This is a genomic window from Bacillus sp. GbtcB14 (assembly GCF_019091205.1).
Taxonomy (GTDB): domain Bacteria; phylum Bacillota; class Bacilli; order Bacillales; family Bacillaceae_G; genus Bacillus_A; species Bacillus_A cereus_AG.
The window spans coordinates 584,240-603,252 of the sequence record NZ_JAGXJT010000004.1; the positions used below are offsets into that span (position 1 = coordinate 584,240).

Below are 19,013 nucleotides of genomic sequence, written 5' to 3' on the forward strand. Positions count from 1 at the left end.
AATAAGATGGTTTGCTTTTTAGTTTTTCTGCGCTAATAATTCTAAAATACGATTTAAATCTTCTTTATTGAAAAATTCAATTTCGATTTTACCTTTTTCTCTTTTTGTTTCTTTAATTTTCACATCTGTGCCAAACTTTTCTCTTAAGAACGTTTCGCGTTCTACAAAAAATATGTTTCTCTCTTTTTTCACTTGTTTTGTTTCACGTGAAACGCGTTGATTAATCTCCTGAACAATTTTCTCTAATTGACGAACATTTAATCCTTCTTTTTCGATTCGTTTCAATAAAGATTTCAATTGTTCTTCATCTTTTATCGTAAGCAAAGTTCTCCCATGAGCCATTGAAAGTTGCCCATTTGCAATCATATCTTGCACAAATGGAGGGAGGCTTAATAAACGCGTATAATTTGCAATGTAAGGTCTGCTCTTACCAAGACGTTTTGCTAATTGTTCTTGCGTTACATTTAGCTCATTCATTAACATTTGATATGCCATTGCTTCTTCCATTGGGTTTAAATCTTCTCGTTGTAAGTTTTCAAGCAATGCAAACTCCATCATTTGCTGCTCATTTAATTGTCTTACAACGGCAGGTACCTTCTCGAGCCCCGCCTCTTTGGCAGCACGATATCTTCTTTCACCTGCAACAATTTCATATCCTTTAATACTCTTCCTAGCAATTAACGGTTGCAATATGCCATGCTCTTTAATAGAAGCCGATAATTCTTGAATTGCCTCTTTATTAAAGTGTTTACGTGGTTGATATGGATTCGGTCTTAATTCAGTTATCATAATCTCCTGAATTGCCTCTTCTTCTTTCACATCTAAATCAGGAAAAAACACATTAATTCCTCTTCCTAATCCTTTAGCCACCTGCAATCACTTCCTCTGCTAAATCTATATATACTTCTGCCCCTCTTGATTTAGCGTCATACTGCATAATTGGTTTCCCATGACTTGGCGCTTCACTTAAACGAACATTACGAGGAATAATCGAACGGTATACTTTATCCCTAAAGTATTTTTTCACTTCATCTATAACCTGAATCCCTAAATTTGTACGGGCATCCAACATCGTTAGCAATACACCTTGAATTGCTAGATTTTTATTTAAGTGCTTTTGCACAAGTCGAACTGTATTTAATAGCTGACTTAATCCTTCTAGTGCGTAATATTCGCATTGAACAGGAATAATAACAGAATCTGCTGCGGTTAATGCATTAATCGTTAATAACCCTAAGGACGGGGGACAGTCGATAATAATATAGTCATATTCATCACGAACCGGCTGTAATGCCCTTTGCAAACGTACTTCCCGGGAAATAGTCGGTACCAATTCAATTTCAGCACCTGCCAATTGAATTGTAGCGGGTAGAACATCTAAGTTTTCAGTTGCGGTTTTCCGTATAACCCCTTGAACATCTGCATCTTCCACAAGAACGTTGTAAATACATTGATCTAATTCGGATTTTTCAATTCCCACACCAGTCGTTGCATTTCCTTGAGCATCAATATCTACAAGAAGGACCTTTTTACCTACTTGTGCCAATCCAGCCCCTAAATTAACAGATGTTGTTGTTTTTCCAACGCCACCTTTTTGATTGGCAATAGCAATGATTTTTCCCATGATGTCACCTACTTTCAACCTTTCTATCTTATTCTAGTAACAATTACGTTTATTGTAACATGAAATAAAAGTTTTTCTTTTACGTCCTTATTAAACTTCAAAATTTATTTCTAAACTCCTTCTTCATCTAACAAGAAAATATAGTAAAAGAGACCTATCCAATAGGATAAGGTCTCTAACACGCCATTATTATTTTTTCTTCGGAATTTTTATCGTAATTTGATAGTACTCATCAAATTCTTCTTCCTCAGAGTTAACATTTAAACCACTATCAGCAACCATTTGTAAGGACTGCCTAATTGTATTCATGGCAATTCTCGTATCTCTACTTACTGCTTTTTGCTTTGCCTTACGCTTCGGTTTTGCTTCCTCTAGTAATTTCGCAATTCGTTCCTCTGTTTGCTTTACATTCAGTTGCTTCTCCACAATCTCTTGTAAAACCTTCAGTTGCAATTCCTCATTTTTCAAAGGAATAAGGGCACGAGCATGCCGTTCTGTAATACTTTTTTCTAATAATGCACGTTTTATTTCTTCAGGCAACTTTAACAATCGCAACTTATTTGCGATTGTAGATTGTCCTTTTCCAAGTCGTTGTGCCAATGCTTCTTGTGTTAAATTATGTAACTCAATTAGCTTTTGATATGCCACAGCTTCCTCGATTGCTGTTAGTTCCTCACGTTGCAAGTTTTCAATTAAAGCTACAGAAGCTGTCTCTGTATCATTTAAGTTCTTTATAATTGCAGGAACCTTTTCCCACCCTAACTTTGTCGCCGCACGGAAGCGCCTTTCTCCAGCGATAATCTCGTACTTATCATCCTCATATTGCCTCACAACAATTGGCTGAATCAGTCCGTGTGTACGAATCGTTAATGCTAGCTCTTCAATACGCGCATCATCAAAAACTGTTCGTGGTTGATAACGATTAGGGGTAATATTTACTATCGGAATTTCTTGTATTTCTTCATATACCTTTTTATCTATTTCTTCATGGCTTTCGTCTTGTAATTCGAATTCGCTCTCTTTATCTCCAAAGCCAAATAAACGAGAAAACGTATTTTTCATACATATTCCACCACCTTTTAGGCCTATTGACTATTCTCCATAAAATGTTTCCTATGAAACATTTACGTTTTCATTTATATAATTTAATCTTACGTCTAATAAGATTTATTTTTCAATAGGTAATTTATTGGGTGTTCCCGGTTTGCGTGGATATTTCTTTGGTGTCTTGCGCTTTTTCTCGATTAATAAAATATTACGTTCGCTTTCTTCAAACGGTAATTGGAACGTAGACATTTCTTTTAAATTCCCGCCTAGCACCTCTAAAGCATACTTGCCATTTTCAATTTCTTCATTTGCTGCGGCACCTTTCATTGCAATGAATGTCCCCCCAACTTTTACAAGTGGTAAACATAGCTCACTCAATACCGAAAGACGGGCAACTGCACGTGCCATTACAATATCGTACGATTCACGCACATCTTCTTTTTTCCCAAATGTTTCAGCACGATCATGACAAAAGGCAACATCACTTAACTCTAATTTTTGCGCTAAGTGATTTAAGAAATTAATACGTTTTTGTAATGAATCTACAATTGTTACTTTTAAATGTGGGAAACAGATTTTCAGCGGAATACTTGGGAATCCAGCTCCTGCGCCAACATCACAAATAGAGAATGGTTTCGAAAAATCATAATAAAAAGCAGCTGTAATAGAATCAAAAAAGTGTTTTAAATATACTTCTTCCTTCTCCGTAATAGCTGTTAAATTCATTTTTTCATTCCACTCTACTAACGTTTCAAAGTAGATTTTGAACTGCTCTAATTGTCTAGAAGAGAGGGTGATACCCTTCTCTTCTAGCATAGATTGAAATTGTTCTATGTTCATCTAGCAATATCTCCTTACTATTTATTGGTTCGATACTCGTGCAATTTTTCCTTGTTCAATATACACAAGCAAAATGGAAACATCAGCTGGATTTACGCCAGAAATACGTGAAGCCTGCCCCATTGAAAGTGGACGAACATCTTTCAATTTCTGTCTCGCTTCTGAGGCAAGACTAGAAATCGCATCATAATCAATATCCACAGGGATTTTTTTATTTTCCATTTTCTTCATACGCTCTACTTGTTGTAAAGATTTTTCGATATATCCTTCGTACTTAATCTGAATTTCAACTTGTTCTGTAATTTCATCACTTAATTCTACTTCACTTGGTACTAAAAGATGAATATGCTCATATGTCATCTCTGGACGGCGTAATAGGTCACTTGCACGTATTCCATCTTTCAATTCACTTCCACCAATACTACGAATTAATTCTTGAACTTCAGGACGTGGTTTAATAATAATGCTACCTAAACGTTCCTTTTCCTGTTCAATTTTTAATTTTTTATTTGTAAATCGCTCATAGCGCTCTTCTTTAATTAATCCAATTTCACGACCAACCTCAGTTAAACGAAGATCAGCATTATCATGGCGTAATAATAGGCGATATTCTGCACGAGACGTTAATAAACGATATGGTTCATTTGTACCTTTCGTTACAAGATCATCAATTAAGACACCAATATAAGCATCCGCGCGACCTAAAATAACTTCTTTTTTACCTAAAGAACGACATGCTGCATTAATCCCAGCCATAAGCCCTTGTCCTGCCGCCTCTTCGTAACCAGAAGTTCCGTTAATTTGTCCTGCTGTATATAAATTTTTAATTTTTTTCGTTTCAAGTGTTGGCCATAGTTGTGTTGGCACAATTGCATCATATTCAATTGCATAACCTGTACGCATCATTTCAACATTTTCTAAGCCAGGTATTGTTCTAAGCATATCACGTTGCACATCTTCTGGTAAGCTTGTGGATAAACCTTGTACATACACTTCTTGTGTATTACGTCCTTCTGGCTCTAAGAAAATTTGATGACGTGGTTTATCATTAAACCTTACTACCTTGTCTTCAATTGAAGGACAATATCTAGGTCCTGTTCCCTTAATCATACCAGAATACATAGCTGAGCGATGTAGGTTTTCATCTATTAAACGATGTGTTTCCGTACTTGTATATGTCAACCAACATGGAATTTGATCCATAATAAATTTTGTCGTTTCAAAAGAGAAAGCTCGTGGTTTATCATCACCTGGTTGAATTTCTGTTTTACTGTAATCAATCGTATTACTATTTACGCGCGGAGGTGTACCTGTTTTAAATCTAACAAGATCAAATCCAAGCTCCTCTAAATGTTCGGATAAAGTAATAGATGGTTGTTGATTATTCGGACCGCTCGAATATTTTAAATCTCCCATAATAATCTCACCGCGTAAAAATGTTCCAGTCGTAATTACAACTGTTTTTGCTGTATATTCAGCACCAGCTTGCGTAATTACCCCTTTACATTCGCCATCTTCAACGATTAAACGCTCAACCATTCCTTGGAACAACGTTAAGTTTGGTGTTTCTTCAATTGTTTTTTTTAATTCATGCTGGTAAGAGAACTTATCTGCTTGTGCTCGAAGTGCGCGTACAGCTGGCCCTTTACCTGTATTTAACATACGCATTTGAATATACGTTTTATCAATGTTGCGTCCCATTTCTCCGCCTAATGCATCAATTTCACGAACAACAATCCCTTTTGCTGGTCCACCAACAGAAGGGTTACATGGCATAAACGCTACCATATCTAAATTAATTGTTAACATTAATGTGTTGGAGCCCATTCGTGCTGCCGCAAGACCAGCTTCACATCCTGCATGACCTGCACCGATCACTATGACATCGTATGAACCGGCATTGTATCCCATTGTTTATTCCTCCTAATAATCTCTATCTTTCTAAAACATCACTATATTATTTTCCTAAACAAAATTGAGAGAACAACTGGTCAATTAGGCTTTCATGGACAGTATCACCAGTAATTTCACCAAGTATTTCCCACGTTCTTGTTAAATCAATTTGCACCATATCAATTGGAACACCATTTTCTATCGCCTCGATTGCATCTCCAATTGTTTTTCCTGCTTGTGTTAATAATCCAATATGTCTCGCGTTAGAAACATATGTCACATCTGCAGAATCAATCGTTCCTTCAAAGAATAAATCAGCTATTGCCTTTTCAAGCTCATCTATTCCTTGTTCCTCAATTAACGACGTTGTAATAACACGATTTCCCGCTGCCAATTCTATAACACGTTCCATATCGATTGTTTGCGATAAATCTGTCTTATTTACAATAACAATGAAATCTTTTCCTTGTACCGCACGGAATAGATCTTCATCCTCATGCGTTAAAGCCTCGCTATAATTAACGACAACTAACACTAAATCAGCTTGGCTCATCATTTCTTTTGAACGCTCTACACCAATTCGTTCAACAACATCTTCTGTTTCACGAATACCGGCTGTATCTATAAGCTTAAGTGGTACACCACGCACATTAACGTACTCTTCAATAACATCACGAGTTGTTCCTGCAATATCAGTTACAATTGCCTTTTTCTCCTGAACGAGACTATTTAATAGCGATGATTTCCCAACGTTAGGTCTACCGATAATTGCAGTAGCAATACCTTCACGTAAAATCTTTCCTTGCTTGGATGTTTCTAATATTTTTGCAATTTCCGCACGAACATGTGTCGCTTTCTCAATTAAAATATTATGTGTCATTTCTTCCACATCATCATATTCCGGGTAATCTATGTTTACCTCAACATGAGCCAACGTTTCTAATATCTCCTGACGCAGACGGCCGATTAATTTAGATAATCGTCCTTCCATTTGGTTAATTGCTACGTTCATTGCACGATCTGTTTTTGCACGGATTAGGTCCATAACAGCTTCTGCTTGTGATAAATCAATACGGCCATTTAAAAAAGCACGTTTTGTAAATTCACCAGGCTCCGCTAATCGTACTCCTTGCGCTAAAATAAGCTGCAACACTTTATTTACCGAAACAAGTCCACCGTGGCAGTTAATTTCCACTATATTTTCACGTGTAAAAGTCCTTGGTGCACGCAGAATAGATACCATCACTTCTTCAATAACTTGATTTGTATCTAAATCGACAATATGACCATAATGAATTGTGTGAGAAGGAACCTCTGTTAAATCCTTCCCTTTAAAAATACGATTAACTTTTTCAACCGCATCATCCCCACTTACTCGAACAATGGCAATTGCACCTTCTCCAAGTGCTGTGGAAATCGCGGCAATTGTATCAAATTCCATGTCCTTTCACCTCACTTGCTTATTTATCTCTATTTCAACATGATTATTTTCTTCACTAAATTATTAGAATACCATAACGAACCTATCTACAAAAGAAGAATAACTCATTTTATTATGTCCTCATGTAAAAAACACTAAACTTATTCACAGTGGATAAGTTTAGTGTTTTTCAGTTATCCACACCTGTTTTCCCCTCAAAAAAACCGGCACTCAATTGAGTAACCGGTCACTTGGAAGATATTACAACATGTCGATGTGGTTCTTTTCCTTCAGAAGTTGTAATGATATTTCGATGATTAGATAATGCTTGGTGGATAATCTTTCGTTCAAAAGATGGCATAGGCTCTAACACAACTCTTTTTTTCGTACTTACCACTTGTTTTGCTAATCGATAAGAAAGTGCTTCTAATGTACCTTTTCTTTTACTACGATAATTTTCAGCATCTAGTGTGATACCAATATACTGCTTCGTATTACGATTCGCCACAAGTTTTGTTAAATACTGTAAAGAATTCAAGGTGTTCCCTCTTTTTCCAATCAAAACACCTATATTTTCGCCAGAAATTGTAAATTCAACTTCGCGTCCTTTTACAATTTTACTAATCTCAGCTTCCACACCCATATCGTGAATAACATTTTTTAAATATTCTTCACATTCTTGAATCGGATCTTTCTTCAATACAACTTCTACTACTGCAGGTCGATTCCCAAATAAACCTAGGAACCCTCTTTTACCCTCATCGATAATATTTATATCTACTCGGTCTTTCGGAACATTTAGTTGCCTTAAAGCATCTTGTACTGCCAGATCGACTGTTTGTCCTTTAGCAGTAATTACACTCACTTGCTTGATCCTCCTGCCTTACTAGCCTTAATTTCTGGCCCCTTGATCAAGTACATTTGAGCGATACCAAAGATATTACCAACAACCCAGTAAAGTGATAATGCAGCTGGGAAGTTAATTGCAAAGACTAAAATCATAATTGGCATAAGCCAAATCATCATTGCCATTTGCGGGTTTTGACCAGCTGTTCCTGCCATTGCAAGCTTTTGCTGAATAAATGTCGTAATTGCCGCGACAACCGGTAAGATATAGTACGGATCTGCCTGCCCTAAGTCGAACCATAAAAATGTATGCTTACTAATTTCTGCTGTTCTCATAATCGCATGGTAAAACGCGAATAAAATAGGCATCTGAACAAATATCGGTAAACATCCTGCTAATGGGTTTACACCATTTTTTTGATATAACTGCATCATTTCTTGTTGTAGTTTTTGCTGTGTTGCTTGATCTTTAGAACTATATTTCTCTTTTAACTTCACCATTTCTGGTTGTAACGCCTGCATTGCTTTCGTACTCTTCGTTTGTTTAATCATTAATGGTAATAATGCAAAACGAATGATAAGAGTTGTAACAACGATTGCTAAACCGTAATTACTACCAAATAAATTGGCAAAATACGTAATTAACTGAGAAAGCGGATATACGAAATATTCATTCCAAATTCCAGTACTTTTCGGTGTAATCGGCTGATTCACTTCACTACAGCCAGTAGCAATTGCCATTAATGCAATAACCATGGCTAGTAAACCTATTTTCTTTTTCAAAGCCTGCTCCTCCTTGTATCGGTATGTATATAGTGTAATTCATTTCCTTACGCTACTTTTTTATTCTTTTCATACCAGAGCGTTTAAAGACATGAATTAAGCTTTTCTTTAATTCTTCATATGTCATCTCTGCACAAGGCTTCCTTGCTATTATAACAAAATCTTTTCCAGAATCTATCTCATCTTTTAATTCTGTGATCGACTGGCGAATCATACGTTTAATTCGGTTACGCACTACTGCATTTCCTATTTTCTTGCTGACAGAAAGACCAATACGAAAGTTTGGCTGCTCTGCCTTATCTAGTTGATAGACAACAAGCTGACGATTCGCATTTGATTTTCCTTTTTGAAAAACCGTCTGGAATTCATCATTCTTTTTTATACGATGTGTTTTCTTCATATCAATTGACACTCCTGTAGTTCATCAGTGGAAATTCACTATTATTAGAAAAAAAGACCACTGAACGATCAGTGGTCTACGCAGATAATACTTTTCTTCCTTTACGACGACGAGCTGCTAGCACTTTACGTCCGTTCGCTGTGCTCATACGGCTGCGGAAACCATGTACTTTGCTGCGCTTACGTTTATTTGGTTGGTAAGTTCTTTTCATTATATGACACCTCCCTGAGGAATATCTGTTAAAGACAGTCCTATAAATTATAGTTAATCAACTAGGAAAATGTCAATGGTTCTCGAAATTTTCATCAAATATTCATTTTGAACCTATTCACATACTTTTTCACAGACCCTATATTTCCTTGTGGATAAATGTTTTTTCTTGTTTTTTATATCCACAAACTCTTTTCGTACTTTTACACAGTATATCGTGTTGTGGACAAGTTTATTCCACAAGGTATTGATTTTGTGGATAACTTTCTTAAATTCATTGCTATAGCTACTTTTTTTTGATATTATAGTTGTGTTTTCACTTTGAATAAGTTTTCCACATCTTTATCTTATCCACAATTTGTGTATAACATGTGGACAGTTTTAATCACATGTGGGTAAATGATTATCCACATTTGCTTTTTTTGTCGAAAACCCTATCTCATATACAAACGACGTTTTTAGGTTTTAAAATACGTTTCGTATAAATATACATTTTATATTTATTTAGGTTGTACATTTGTTGCGCAACCTTATTCTTTTACCATCTTAGTAAAGGAGGGACACCTTTGGAAAACATCTCTGATTTATGGAACAGCGCCTTAAAAGAACTAGAAAAAAAGGTCAGTAAACCAAGTTATGAAACATGGTTAAAATCAACAACCGCACATAATTTAAAAAAAGACGTATTAACAATTACGGCTCCAAATGAATTCGCTCGTGATTGGTTAGAATCTCATTATTCAGAGCTAATTTCGGAAACACTTTATGATTTAACGGGGGCAAAATTAGCTATTCGCTTTATTATTCCCCAAAGTCAGGCTGAAGAGGAGATTGATCTTCCTCCTTCTAAACCAAATTCAGCACAAGATGATTCTAATCATTTACCACAGAGTATGCTAAATCCAAAATATACGTTTGATACATTTGTTATTGGCTCTGGTAACCGTTTTGCTCATGCTGCTTCATTGGCCGTAGCCGAAGCGCCAGCTAAAGCATATAATCCCCTCTTTATTTACGGGGGAGTTGGACTTGGAAAGACCCATTTAATGCATGCAATTGGTCATTATGTAATTGAACATAACCCAAACGCGAAGGTTGTATATTTATCATCAGAAAAATTTACAAATGAATTCATTAATTCTATTCGTGATAATAAAGCGGTCGATTTTCGTAATAAATACCGTAATGTAGATGTTTTATTGATAGATGATATTCAATTTCTAGCAGGAAAAGAACAAACTCAAGAGGAGTTTTTCCATACATTCAATGCATTACACGAAGAAAGTAAACAAATTGTAATTTCAAGTGATCGGCCACCAAAAGAAATTCCAACTTTAGAAGATCGTCTTCGTTCTCGCTTTGAATGGGGACTCATTACGGATATTACGCCACCAGATTTAGAAACACGAATTGCAATTTTACGTAAAAAAGCAAAGGCTGAAGGACTCGATATACCAAATGAGGTTATGCTTTATATTGCAAATCAAATTGATTCAAACATTCGTGAACTAGAAGGTGCACTCATCCGAGTTGTAGCTTACTCATCTTTAATTAACAAAGATATTAATGCTGATTTAGCAGCTGAAGCACTTAAAAATATTATTCCAAATTCTAAACCAAAAATTATCTCTATTTATGATATTCAAAAGGCTGTCGGGGATGTTTATCAAATAAAACTGGAAGATTTCAAGGCGAAAAAGCGAACAAAATCAGTTGCCTTCCCTCGCCAAATTGCAATGTATTTATCGCGCGAACTTACAGATTACTCCTTACCTAAAATAGGTGAAGAATTTGGTGGACGTGATCATACAACAGTTATCCATGCTCATGAAAAAATTTCTAAGCTACTTAAAACGGATACGCAATTACAAAAGCAAGTTGAAGAAATTAACGATATTTTAAAGTAGTAGCTGAATAGTGTGAATAACTCTCCTTGTTTTATGCACAGTCTATCCACATGTAGATAGACTGTTTTTACATCCTTTAATGGGGTTATCCACATATCCACAGGACCTATTACTATTACTACTATTTTTTATCTTTATTAATTAAATAAAATATTATACTTACCGGAGGTTTTTCTTTATGCGTTTTACAATACAAAAAGACTATCTTGTAAGAAGTGTACAAGATGTAATGAAGGCTGTTTCTTCTCGTACAACAATTCCGATCCTTACAGGAATTAAAGTTGTCGCTACGGAAGAAGGAGTAACGTTAACAGGAAGCGATGCTGATATTTCTATTGAATCTTTTATCCCAGTTGAAGACGATGGAAAAGAAATCGTAGAAGTAGCACAATCAGGAAGTATTATTTTACAAGCAAAATATTTTAGTGAGATTGTAAAAAAATTACCTAAAGAGACTGTCGAAATTTCTGTGGAAAATCATTTTATGACAAAAATAATTTCTGGAAAATCAGAGTTTAATTTAAATGGCTTAGATTCTGCTGAATATCCATTGTTACCACAAATTGAAGAACATCATGTTTTTAAGATTCCAACAGATTTACTGAAACATATGATCAGACAAACTGTATTTGCAGTTTCCACTTCTGAAACAAGACCGATCTTGACAGGTGTAAACTGGAAAGTATATAACAGCGAATTAACTTGCATTGCTACAGATAGTCACAGGTTGGCTCTTCGAAAAGCAAAAATCGAAGGAATCTCAGATGAATTCCAAGCGAATGTTGTTATTCCAGGTAAAAGCTTAAATGAATTAAGCAAAATTCTAGATGAGTCTGAAGAAATGGTAGATATCGTTATTACGGAGTATCAAGTATTATTCCGTACAAAGCATTTATTATTCTTCTCAAGATTATTAGAAGGGAATTATCCCGATACAACTCGTTTAATTCCAGCCGAGAGTAAAACAGATATTTTTGTAAACACAAAAGAATTTTTACAAGCAATTGATCGTGCATCTCTATTAGCAAGAGATGGTCGTAATAATGTTGTGAAATTATCAACTTTAGAACAAGAAATGCTAGAAATTTCTTCGAATTCACCAGAAATCGGGAAAGTAGTAGAAGAAGTTCAATGTGAAAAAGTAGATGGGGAAGAGTTAAAAATATCTTTTAGTGCAAAATATATGATGGATGCACTAAAAGCTTTAGATAGTACTGAAATTAAAATTAGCTTTACTGGCGCAATGAGACCATTCTTAATTCGTACAGTAAATGATGAGTCCATTATTCAATTAATTTTACCGGTTCGTACTTACTAAGTAAGAAGTAAGGGTTGCTAGTTTTCAGATACTAGTAGCCCTTATTTGATTTTTGGGTATTACTTTCCTAATGTTAGTTTATTTAGTACAATGAAAGAATGAACACTTTCAGAAAGTGAGCGATTTTATGAAACGTATTAAAATTTCAACAGAATATATTACACTAGGACAATTTTTAAAGTTAGCCGATGTAATTGATACAGGTGGCGCTGTAAAATGGTTTTTACAGGAATATGAAGTGTACGTGAATCAAGAACTTGAAAATAGAAGAGGTCGCAAATTATATGCGAACGATATTATCGAAATTCCAGGAAGCGGAAGTTTCCAAGTTCAGGCATAAAGGGGGAGCCCTTTGTTTATTTCAGAAATACAATTAAAAAACTATCGCAATTATGAAAAGTTAGAGCTTTCCTTTGAAGATAAAGTGAATGTGATTATCGGTGAAAACGCGCAAGGGAAAACGAATTTGATGGAAGCTATTTACGTTTTAGCGATGGCGAAATCTCATAGAACCTCTAATGATCGCGAGCTTATCCGCTGGGATGAAGATTTCGGTCAAATTAAAGGGAAATTACAAAAGAGAAATAGTTCTTTGTCTTTGGAATTAAATATTTCGAAAAAAGGTAAAAAGGCAAAATTAAATCAACTTGAACAACAAAAATTGAGTCAATATATTGGCATGATGAATGTTGTCATGTTTGCCCCAGAAGATTTAAATCTTGTAAAAGGAAGCCCTCAAGTAAGAAGACGCTTTTTAGATATGGAATTAGGTCAAATAGCTCCAGTCTATTTGTATGAATTGAGTCAATATCAAAAGGTGCTCACGCAACGAAATCACTTGCTGAAAAAGATGCAAGGGAATAGTAAGAATGAGGAAACGATGTTGGATGTATTTACACTTCAACTTATTGAGCATGGTGCAAAAATATTGCAAAAACGGTTTGAATTTTTGCATTTACTACAAGAATGGGCAGCTCCAATTCATCGCGGTATAAGCCGTGGATTAGAAGAATTAGAAATTGTCTATAAACCAAGTGTAGATGTATCAGAATCAATGGATTTGTCGAAAATAAAAGAAGTATACTATGAAAATTTTCAATCTGTGAAACAACGTGAGATTTTCCGTGGTACGACTTTAATTGGTCCTCATCGTGATGATTTACAATTCTTCGTTAACAGTAAAAATGTTCAAGTCTTTGGTTCACAAGGACAACAACGAACGACCGCACTGTCCCTAAAATTAGCTGAAATTGAATTGATTTACTCAGAAGTTAAGGAATATCCGATTCTTTTATTGGATGATGTATTATCAGAATTAGATGATTATCGTCAATCACATCTGTTAAATACAATTCAAGGAAAAGTGCAAACATTTGTGACAACGACGAGTGTCGACGGAATTGAACACGAAACATTAAAAGAAGCGAAAACAATTCATGTAACGAACGGCACGGTAGATTGTGAAATAGATAGGGCGTAATCCCTATCTTAAATGGAAAAGTAGGTGATCTTTGTGTCAATGGAACAAAAGCAAATGGAAGAAAACTCATATGATGAAAGTCAGATACAGGTACTTGAGGGGTTAGAAGCGGTTCGAAAACGCCCTGGGATGTATATTGGATCTACAAGTGGAAAAGGACTTCACCATCTTGTGTGGGAAATCGTCGATAATAGTATTGATGAAGCACTTGCAGGGTATTGTGATGAAATTAACGTCAGTATCGAAGAAGATAATAGTATTCTTGTAACGGATAATGGACGTGGTATTCCAGTTGGTATACAAGAAAAAATGGGACGTCCTGCTGTAGAAGTTATCATGACTGTCCTTCACGCCGGAGGTAAATTTGGCGGTGGCGGTTATAAGGTTTCTGGTGGTTTGCATGGTGTTGGTGCATCTGTTGTAAATGCCTTATCAACAGAACTAGAAGTATTTGTACATCGTGATGGGAAAATCCATTATCAAAAGTATGAAAGAGGTATTCCGGTTGCGGATTTAAAAGTCATCGGTGATACAGATAAAACTGGAACAATAACTCGTTTTAAGCCGGACCCAGAGATTTTTAAAGAGACGACAGAATATGAATTTGATACGTTAGCGACTCGTATGCGTGAGTTGGCATTTTTAAATCGTAATATTAAATTAACAATTGAAGATAAGCGTGAACATAAGCAAAAGAAAGAGTTTCACTATGAAGGTGGAATTAAATCATATGTTGAACATTTAAATCGTTCAAAACAACCAATTCATGAAGAACCTGTATATGTAGAAGGTTCAAAAGATGGTATTCAGGTTGAAGTTGCGCTTCAATATAACGAAGGATATACAAATCATATTTACTCATTTACAAATAATATTCATACGTATGAAGGTGGTACGCATGAGGTAGGATTTAAAACTGCCTTAACTCGCGTGATCAACGATTATGGTCGTAAAAATAATATTTTAAAAGATGCGGATAGTAATTTAACTGGTGAAGATGTTCGTGAAGGTTTAACAGCAATTGTGTCAATTAAACATCCGAACCCACAATTCGAAGGACAAACGAAGACGAAACTTGGAAATAGTGAAGCCAGAACAATTACAGAGTCAGTATTCTCAGAGGCATTTGAAAAGTTCTTACTGGAAAATCCAAATGTCGCACGTAAAATTATAGATAAAGGGACGATGGCAGCCCGTGCACGTGTAGCAGCTAAAAAGGCTCGTGAGTTAACTCGCCGAAAGAGTGCTTTAGAAGTTTCAAGTTTACCAGGGAAATTGGCAGACTGTTCTTCTAAAGATCCAGCAATTAGTGAAATTTATATCGTAGAGGGTGACTCTGCGGGTGGATCTGCGAAACAAGGGCGTGATCGTCATTTCCAAGCAATTTTACCGCTGAAGGGTAAAATTATTAATGTTGAAAAGGCACGCTTAGATAAGATTTTATCAAATGATGAAGTTCGTACAATTATTACGGCGATCGGTACAAATATCGGCGGAGACTTTGATATTGAAAAAGCACGCTATCATAAAGTTATTATTATGACCGATGCCGATGTTGATGGTGCGCATATTCGTACCCTATTATTAACGTTCTTCTATCGTTATATGCGTCAAATAATTGAGTGTGGATATATATATATTGCACAGCCACCTTTGTTTAAAGTACAACAAGGTAAGAAAATTCAATATGCTTACAACGATAAGGAACTTGAAAAAATCTTAGCGGAATTACCAGCACAACCTAAGCCGGGGATTCAGCGTTATAAAGGTCTAGGGGAAATGAATCCAACTCAGTTATGGGAGACGACAATGGACCCAGAAGTACGTTCATTACTTCAAGTTTCTCTTCAAGATGCAATTGAAGCGGATGAAACATTTGAAATTTTAATGGGAGATAAAGTAGAGCCACGTCGTAACTTTATCCAAGAAAATGCAAAATACGTGAAAAACCTTGATATTTAAATGAGTAATGACAGGAATCTAAGTATTCCTGTCTTCTACATATAAATCAATGTATGTGTAACGGAAATGTAAGAGGAGGTGCTCGTTGATGTCAGACAATCAACAACAAGCACGAATTCGAGAAATTAATATTAGTCATGAAATGCGTACTTCATTTTTAGATTACGCAATGAGTGTTATCGTATCTCGTGCATTACCAGATGTTCGTGATGGATTAAAACCTGTGCATCGTAGGGTTTTATATGCGATGAATGATTTAGGAATTACAGCTGATAAAGCGTATAAGAAATCAGCACGTATTGTCGGTGAAGTAATCGGTAAGTATCACCCTCACGGTGATTCAGCTGTTTACGAGACGATGGTACGTATGGCGCAAGATTTTAGTCAACGTTATATGCTTGTTGATGGACATGGTAACTTTGGTTCTGTTGATGGTGATTCAGCAGCAGCAATGCGTTATACAGAAGCAAGAATGTCTAAGATTTCTATGGAATTAATACGTGATATTTCAAAAAATACGATTGATTATCAAGATAACTATGATGGTTCTGAAAGAGAGCCAATTGTATTGCCGGCGCGTTTCCCTAATCTATTAGTGAATGGTACGACGGGTATTGCAGTTGGTATGGCAACAAACATTCCGCCGCATCAACTTGGTGAAGTAATTGATGGCGTATTGGCACTAAGCCATAACCCTGACATTACTATTGCGGAATTAATGGAGTTTATTCCAGGACCAGATTTTCCAACAGCAGGTTTAATTTTGGGACGAAGTGGGATTCGAAGAGCATATGAAACAGGTAGAGGCTCTATTATGCTTCGAGCTAAAGTTGAAATTGAAGAGAAGTCAAATGGTAAACAATCTATTCTCGTAACTGAACTACCTTATCAAGTTAATAAGGCGCGATTAATTGAAAAAATTGCGGAATTAGTTCGTGATAAGAAAATTGAAGGTATTACGGACTTACGTGATGAGTCAGATCGAAACGGTATGCGTATTGTTATGGAAGTACGTCGTGATGCCAATGCTAATGTACTATTAAATAATCTATATAAACATACAGCACTTCAAACAAGTTTCGGTATTAATATGTTGTCTCTTGTAAATGGAGAGCCACAAGTATTGAATTTAAAACAAAATTTATATCATTACTTGGAGCATCAGAAGGTAGTAATTCGTCGACGTACTGCTTATGAATTAGAAAAGGCAGAAGCGCGTGCTCATATTTTAGAAGGATTAAGAATTGCTTTAGACCATCTTGATGAAGTTATTACGTTAATTCGTAGTTCGAAAACAGCAGATATTGCAAAGCAAGGCTTAATGGAACGTTTCGGTTTAAGTGAGAAACAAGCACAAGCAATTTTAGATATGCGTCTGCAACGTTTAACAGGATTAGAACGGGAAAAAATTGAACAAGAATATCAAGACTTAATGAAGTTAATTGCTGAATTAAAAGCAATCTTAGCAGATGAAGAGAAAGTTCTTGAGATTATTCGTGAAGAATTAACGGAAGTAAAAGAGCGTTTTAATGATAAGAGACGAACAGAAATTACAATTGGTGGTATGGAATTTATTGAAGATGAAGATTTGATTCCAGAACAAAACATTGCAATTACGTTAACTCATAACGGTTATATTAAGAGGTTACCAGCTTCTACGTACAAAACGCAGAACCGTGGTGGGCGTGGTGTGCAAGGAATGGGAACAAATGATGATGATTTCGTAGAGCATCTATTGACTACTTCTACACATGATCATATTTTATTCTTTACTAATAAGGGTAAAGTATACCGTACGAAAGGATATGAAATCCCAGAGTATAGCCGTACAGCAAAAGGTATACCTATTATTAACTTATTAGGTGTAGATAAGGGTGAGTGGATTAACGCCATTATTCCAATTCGTGAATTTGGTGACGATGAATTCTTATTCTTCACAACAAAACAAGGTATTTCTAAGAGAACGCCACTTTCATCATTTGCGAATATACGTACGAATGGTTTAATTGCAATCTCTCTTCGTGAAGAGGATGAAGTAATATCTGTACGCTTAACATCTGGTGATAAGGATATTATTGTAGGAACAAGCAATGGTATGCTAATTCGCTTTAACGAGCAAGATGTGCGTTCTATGGGACGTAATGCGGCTGGTGTAAAAGCAATTACATTAGGTGACGAAGATCAAGTTGTAGGCATGGAAATTGTCGAAGAGGATGTAAATGTTCTAATTGTAACGAAAAATGGTTATGGAAAACGTACACCAATCGATGAATACCGTCTGCAAAGTCGTGGTGGTAAAGGTCTGAAGACTTGTAATATTACAGATAAAAACGGTAAGTTAGTAGCTGTTAAATCTGTAACAGGTGAAGAAGACATCATGTTAATTACGGCAGCGGGTGTTATTATTCGTATGCCAGTTGATCAAATCTCTCAAATGGGACGTAATACACAAGGTGTTCGTCTAATTCGTTTAGAGGATGAGCAAGAGGTAGCGACGGTAGCAAAAGCACAGAAAGATGAAGAAGAGGAATCTAATGAAGAGGTTTCTTCTGAAGAATAAGAGGGGGATTTTTCCCCCTCTTATTTTTTTATAATAATACTTGCATAGCAATAGAAAACTATATATAATAGGCAGAGTCAGCAAATGAGGGATACAAATTATCTTAAAAAACTTGTTGACGAAAATAATATACTATGATATATTATAAAAGTCGCTGAAACGCGATATTGAACTTTGAAAACTAAACGAAACAAACAACGTGAAACGTCAATTTTTATTTTTAGATGCTAGACAAACTAACTTTATTGGAGAGTTTGATCCTGGCTCAGGATGAACGCTGGCGGCGTGCCTAATACATGCAAGTCGAGCGAATGGATTAAGAGCTTGCTCTTATGAAGTTAGCGGCGGACGGGTGAGTAACACGTGGGTAACCTGCCCATAAGACTGGGATAACTCCGGGAAACCGGGGCTAATACCGGATAATATTTTGAACTGCATGGTTCGAAATTGAAAGGCGGCTTCGGCTGTCACTTATGGATGGACCCGCGTCGCATTAGCTAGTTGGTGAGGTAACGGCTCACCAAGGCAACGATGCGTAGCCGACCTGAGAGGGTGATCGGCCACACTGGGACTGAGACACGGCCCAGACTCCTACGGGAGGCAGCAGTAGGGAATCTTCCGCAATGGACGAAAGTCTGACGGAGCAACGCCGCGTGAGTGATGAAGGCTTTCGGGTCGTAAAACTCTGTTGTTAGGGAAGAACAAGTGCTAGTTGAATAAGCT

Annotated in this window: 16 protein-coding genes and 1 rRNA gene; 7 read left to right on the plus strand and 10 right to left on the minus strand. The window is 36.1% G+C overall.

Annotation, left to right across the window (positions count from 1 at the left end; translation table 11 throughout):
- Positions 1 to 18: 18 nt before the first annotated feature.
- From spo0J to rpmH, 10 genes are all read right to left on the minus strand, one after another.
- Positions 19 to 870, minus strand: a complete 852-nt coding sequence (gene spo0J, locus KVT31_RS15500) for a stage 0 sporulation protein Spo0J (protein ID WP_088098607.1) — start codon at positions 868 to 870, stop codon at positions 19 to 21.
- Positions 863 to 1,624, minus strand: a complete 762-nt coding sequence (gene soj / locus KVT31_RS15505) for a sporulation initiation inhibitor protein Soj (RefSeq protein WP_000516117.1) — start codon at positions 1,622 to 1,624, stop codon at positions 863 to 865. The genes spo0J and soj overlap by 8 nt, the downstream gene beginning before the upstream one ends.
- A 189-nt stretch (positions 1,625 to 1,813) precedes the next feature.
- Entirely contained in the window at positions 1,814 to 2,686 is an 873-nt protein-coding gene (gene noc, locus KVT31_RS15510) for a nucleoid occlusion protein (RefSeq protein WP_076541195.1), read from the minus strand.
- A gap of 105 nt (positions 2,687 to 2,791) precedes the next feature.
- The gene (rsmG, locus tag KVT31_RS15515) at positions 2,792 to 3,511 is read right to left on the minus strand and encodes a 16S rRNA (guanine(527)-N(7))-methyltransferase RsmG (protein WP_088098608.1); all 720 of its coding nucleotides are present in this window, start codon (positions 3,509 to 3,511) and stop codon (positions 2,792 to 2,794) included.
- Positions 3,512 to 3,532: 21 nt separating this feature from the next.
- A complete protein-coding gene (mnmG, locus tag KVT31_RS15520) occupies positions 3,533 to 5,422 on the minus strand; it encodes a tRNA uridine-5-carboxymethylaminomethyl(34) synthesis enzyme MnmG (protein ID WP_088098609.1) in 1,890 nt (629 codons plus the stop codon).
- 46 nt (positions 5,423 to 5,468) lie between these two features.
- A complete protein-coding gene (mnmE, locus tag KVT31_RS15525; RefSeq protein ID WP_088098610.1) occupies positions 5,469 to 6,845 on the minus strand; it encodes a tRNA uridine-5-carboxymethylaminomethyl(34) synthesis GTPase MnmE in 1,377 nt (458 codons plus the stop codon).
- 226 nt (positions 6,846 to 7,071) lie between these two features.
- Positions 7,072 to 7,689, minus strand: a complete 618-nt coding sequence (jag, locus tag KVT31_RS15530) for an RNA-binding cell elongation regulator Jag/EloR (RefSeq protein WP_088098611.1) — start codon at positions 7,687 to 7,689, stop codon at positions 7,072 to 7,074.
- A complete protein-coding gene (gene spoIIIJ, locus KVT31_RS15535) occupies positions 7,686 to 8,453 on the minus strand; it encodes a YidC family membrane integrase SpoIIIJ (protein ID WP_000726760.1) in 768 nt (255 codons plus the stop codon). Before spoIIIJ ends, jag begins: the two co-directional genes overlap by 4 nt.
- A gap of 52 nt (positions 8,454 to 8,505) precedes the next feature.
- Positions 8,506 to 8,853 carry a ribonuclease P protein component gene (rnpA, locus tag KVT31_RS15540; protein WP_000750813.1) on the minus strand — a complete coding sequence of 116 codons (348 nt, stop codon included), beginning with the start codon at positions 8,851 to 8,853 and terminating at the stop codon, positions 8,506 to 8,508.
- Between the two features lie 76 nt (positions 8,854 to 8,929).
- The gene (gene rpmH / locus KVT31_RS15545) at positions 8,930 to 9,064 is read right to left on the minus strand and encodes a 50S ribosomal protein L34 (RefSeq protein ID WP_000831901.1); all 135 of its coding nucleotides are present in this window, start codon (positions 9,062 to 9,064) and stop codon (positions 8,930 to 8,932) included.
- Positions 9,065 to 9,629: 565 nt separating this feature from the next.
- Between rpmH and dnaA the strand changes: the two genes are divergently transcribed.
- The 7 genes from dnaA to KVT31_RS15580 all read left to right on the plus strand — a co-directional run.
- A complete protein-coding gene (gene dnaA, locus KVT31_RS15550; protein WP_000428027.1) occupies positions 9,630 to 10,970 on the plus strand; it encodes a chromosomal replication initiator protein DnaA in 1,341 nt (446 codons plus the stop codon).
- 178 nt (positions 10,971 to 11,148) lie between these two features.
- The gene (gene dnaN / locus KVT31_RS15555; RefSeq protein ID WP_088098612.1) at positions 11,149 to 12,288 is read left to right on the plus strand and encodes a DNA polymerase III subunit beta; all 1,140 of its coding nucleotides are present in this window, start codon (positions 11,149 to 11,151) and stop codon (positions 12,286 to 12,288) included.
- A gap of 127 nt (positions 12,289 to 12,415) precedes the next feature.
- Positions 12,416 to 12,628, plus strand: coding sequence for a S4 domain-containing protein YaaA (gene yaaA, locus KVT31_RS15560; protein WP_000821366.1), 213 nt, complete (start codon positions 12,416 to 12,418; stop codon positions 12,626 to 12,628).
- A 12-nt stretch (positions 12,629 to 12,640) separates the two neighbouring features.
- A complete protein-coding gene (recF, locus tag KVT31_RS15565) occupies positions 12,641 to 13,768 on the plus strand; it encodes a DNA replication/repair protein RecF (protein ID WP_000470743.1) in 1,128 nt (375 codons plus the stop codon).
- 39 nt (positions 13,769 to 13,807) lie between these two features.
- Positions 13,808 to 15,730, plus strand: coding sequence for a DNA topoisomerase (ATP-hydrolyzing) subunit B (gene gyrB, locus KVT31_RS15570; RefSeq protein WP_088098613.1), 1,923 nt, complete (start codon positions 13,808 to 13,810; stop codon positions 15,728 to 15,730).
- An 88-nt stretch (positions 15,731 to 15,818) separates the two neighbouring features.
- On the plus strand, positions 15,819 to 18,290 hold the full coding sequence (gene gyrA, locus KVT31_RS15575) for a DNA gyrase subunit A (RefSeq protein ID WP_001282859.1): 2,472 nt from the start codon (positions 15,819 to 15,821) through the stop codon (positions 18,288 to 18,290).
- 242 nt (positions 18,291 to 18,532) lie between these two features.
- Positions 18,533 to 19,013 (plus strand): 16S ribosomal RNA (locus tag KVT31_RS15580); the annotation flags it as partial.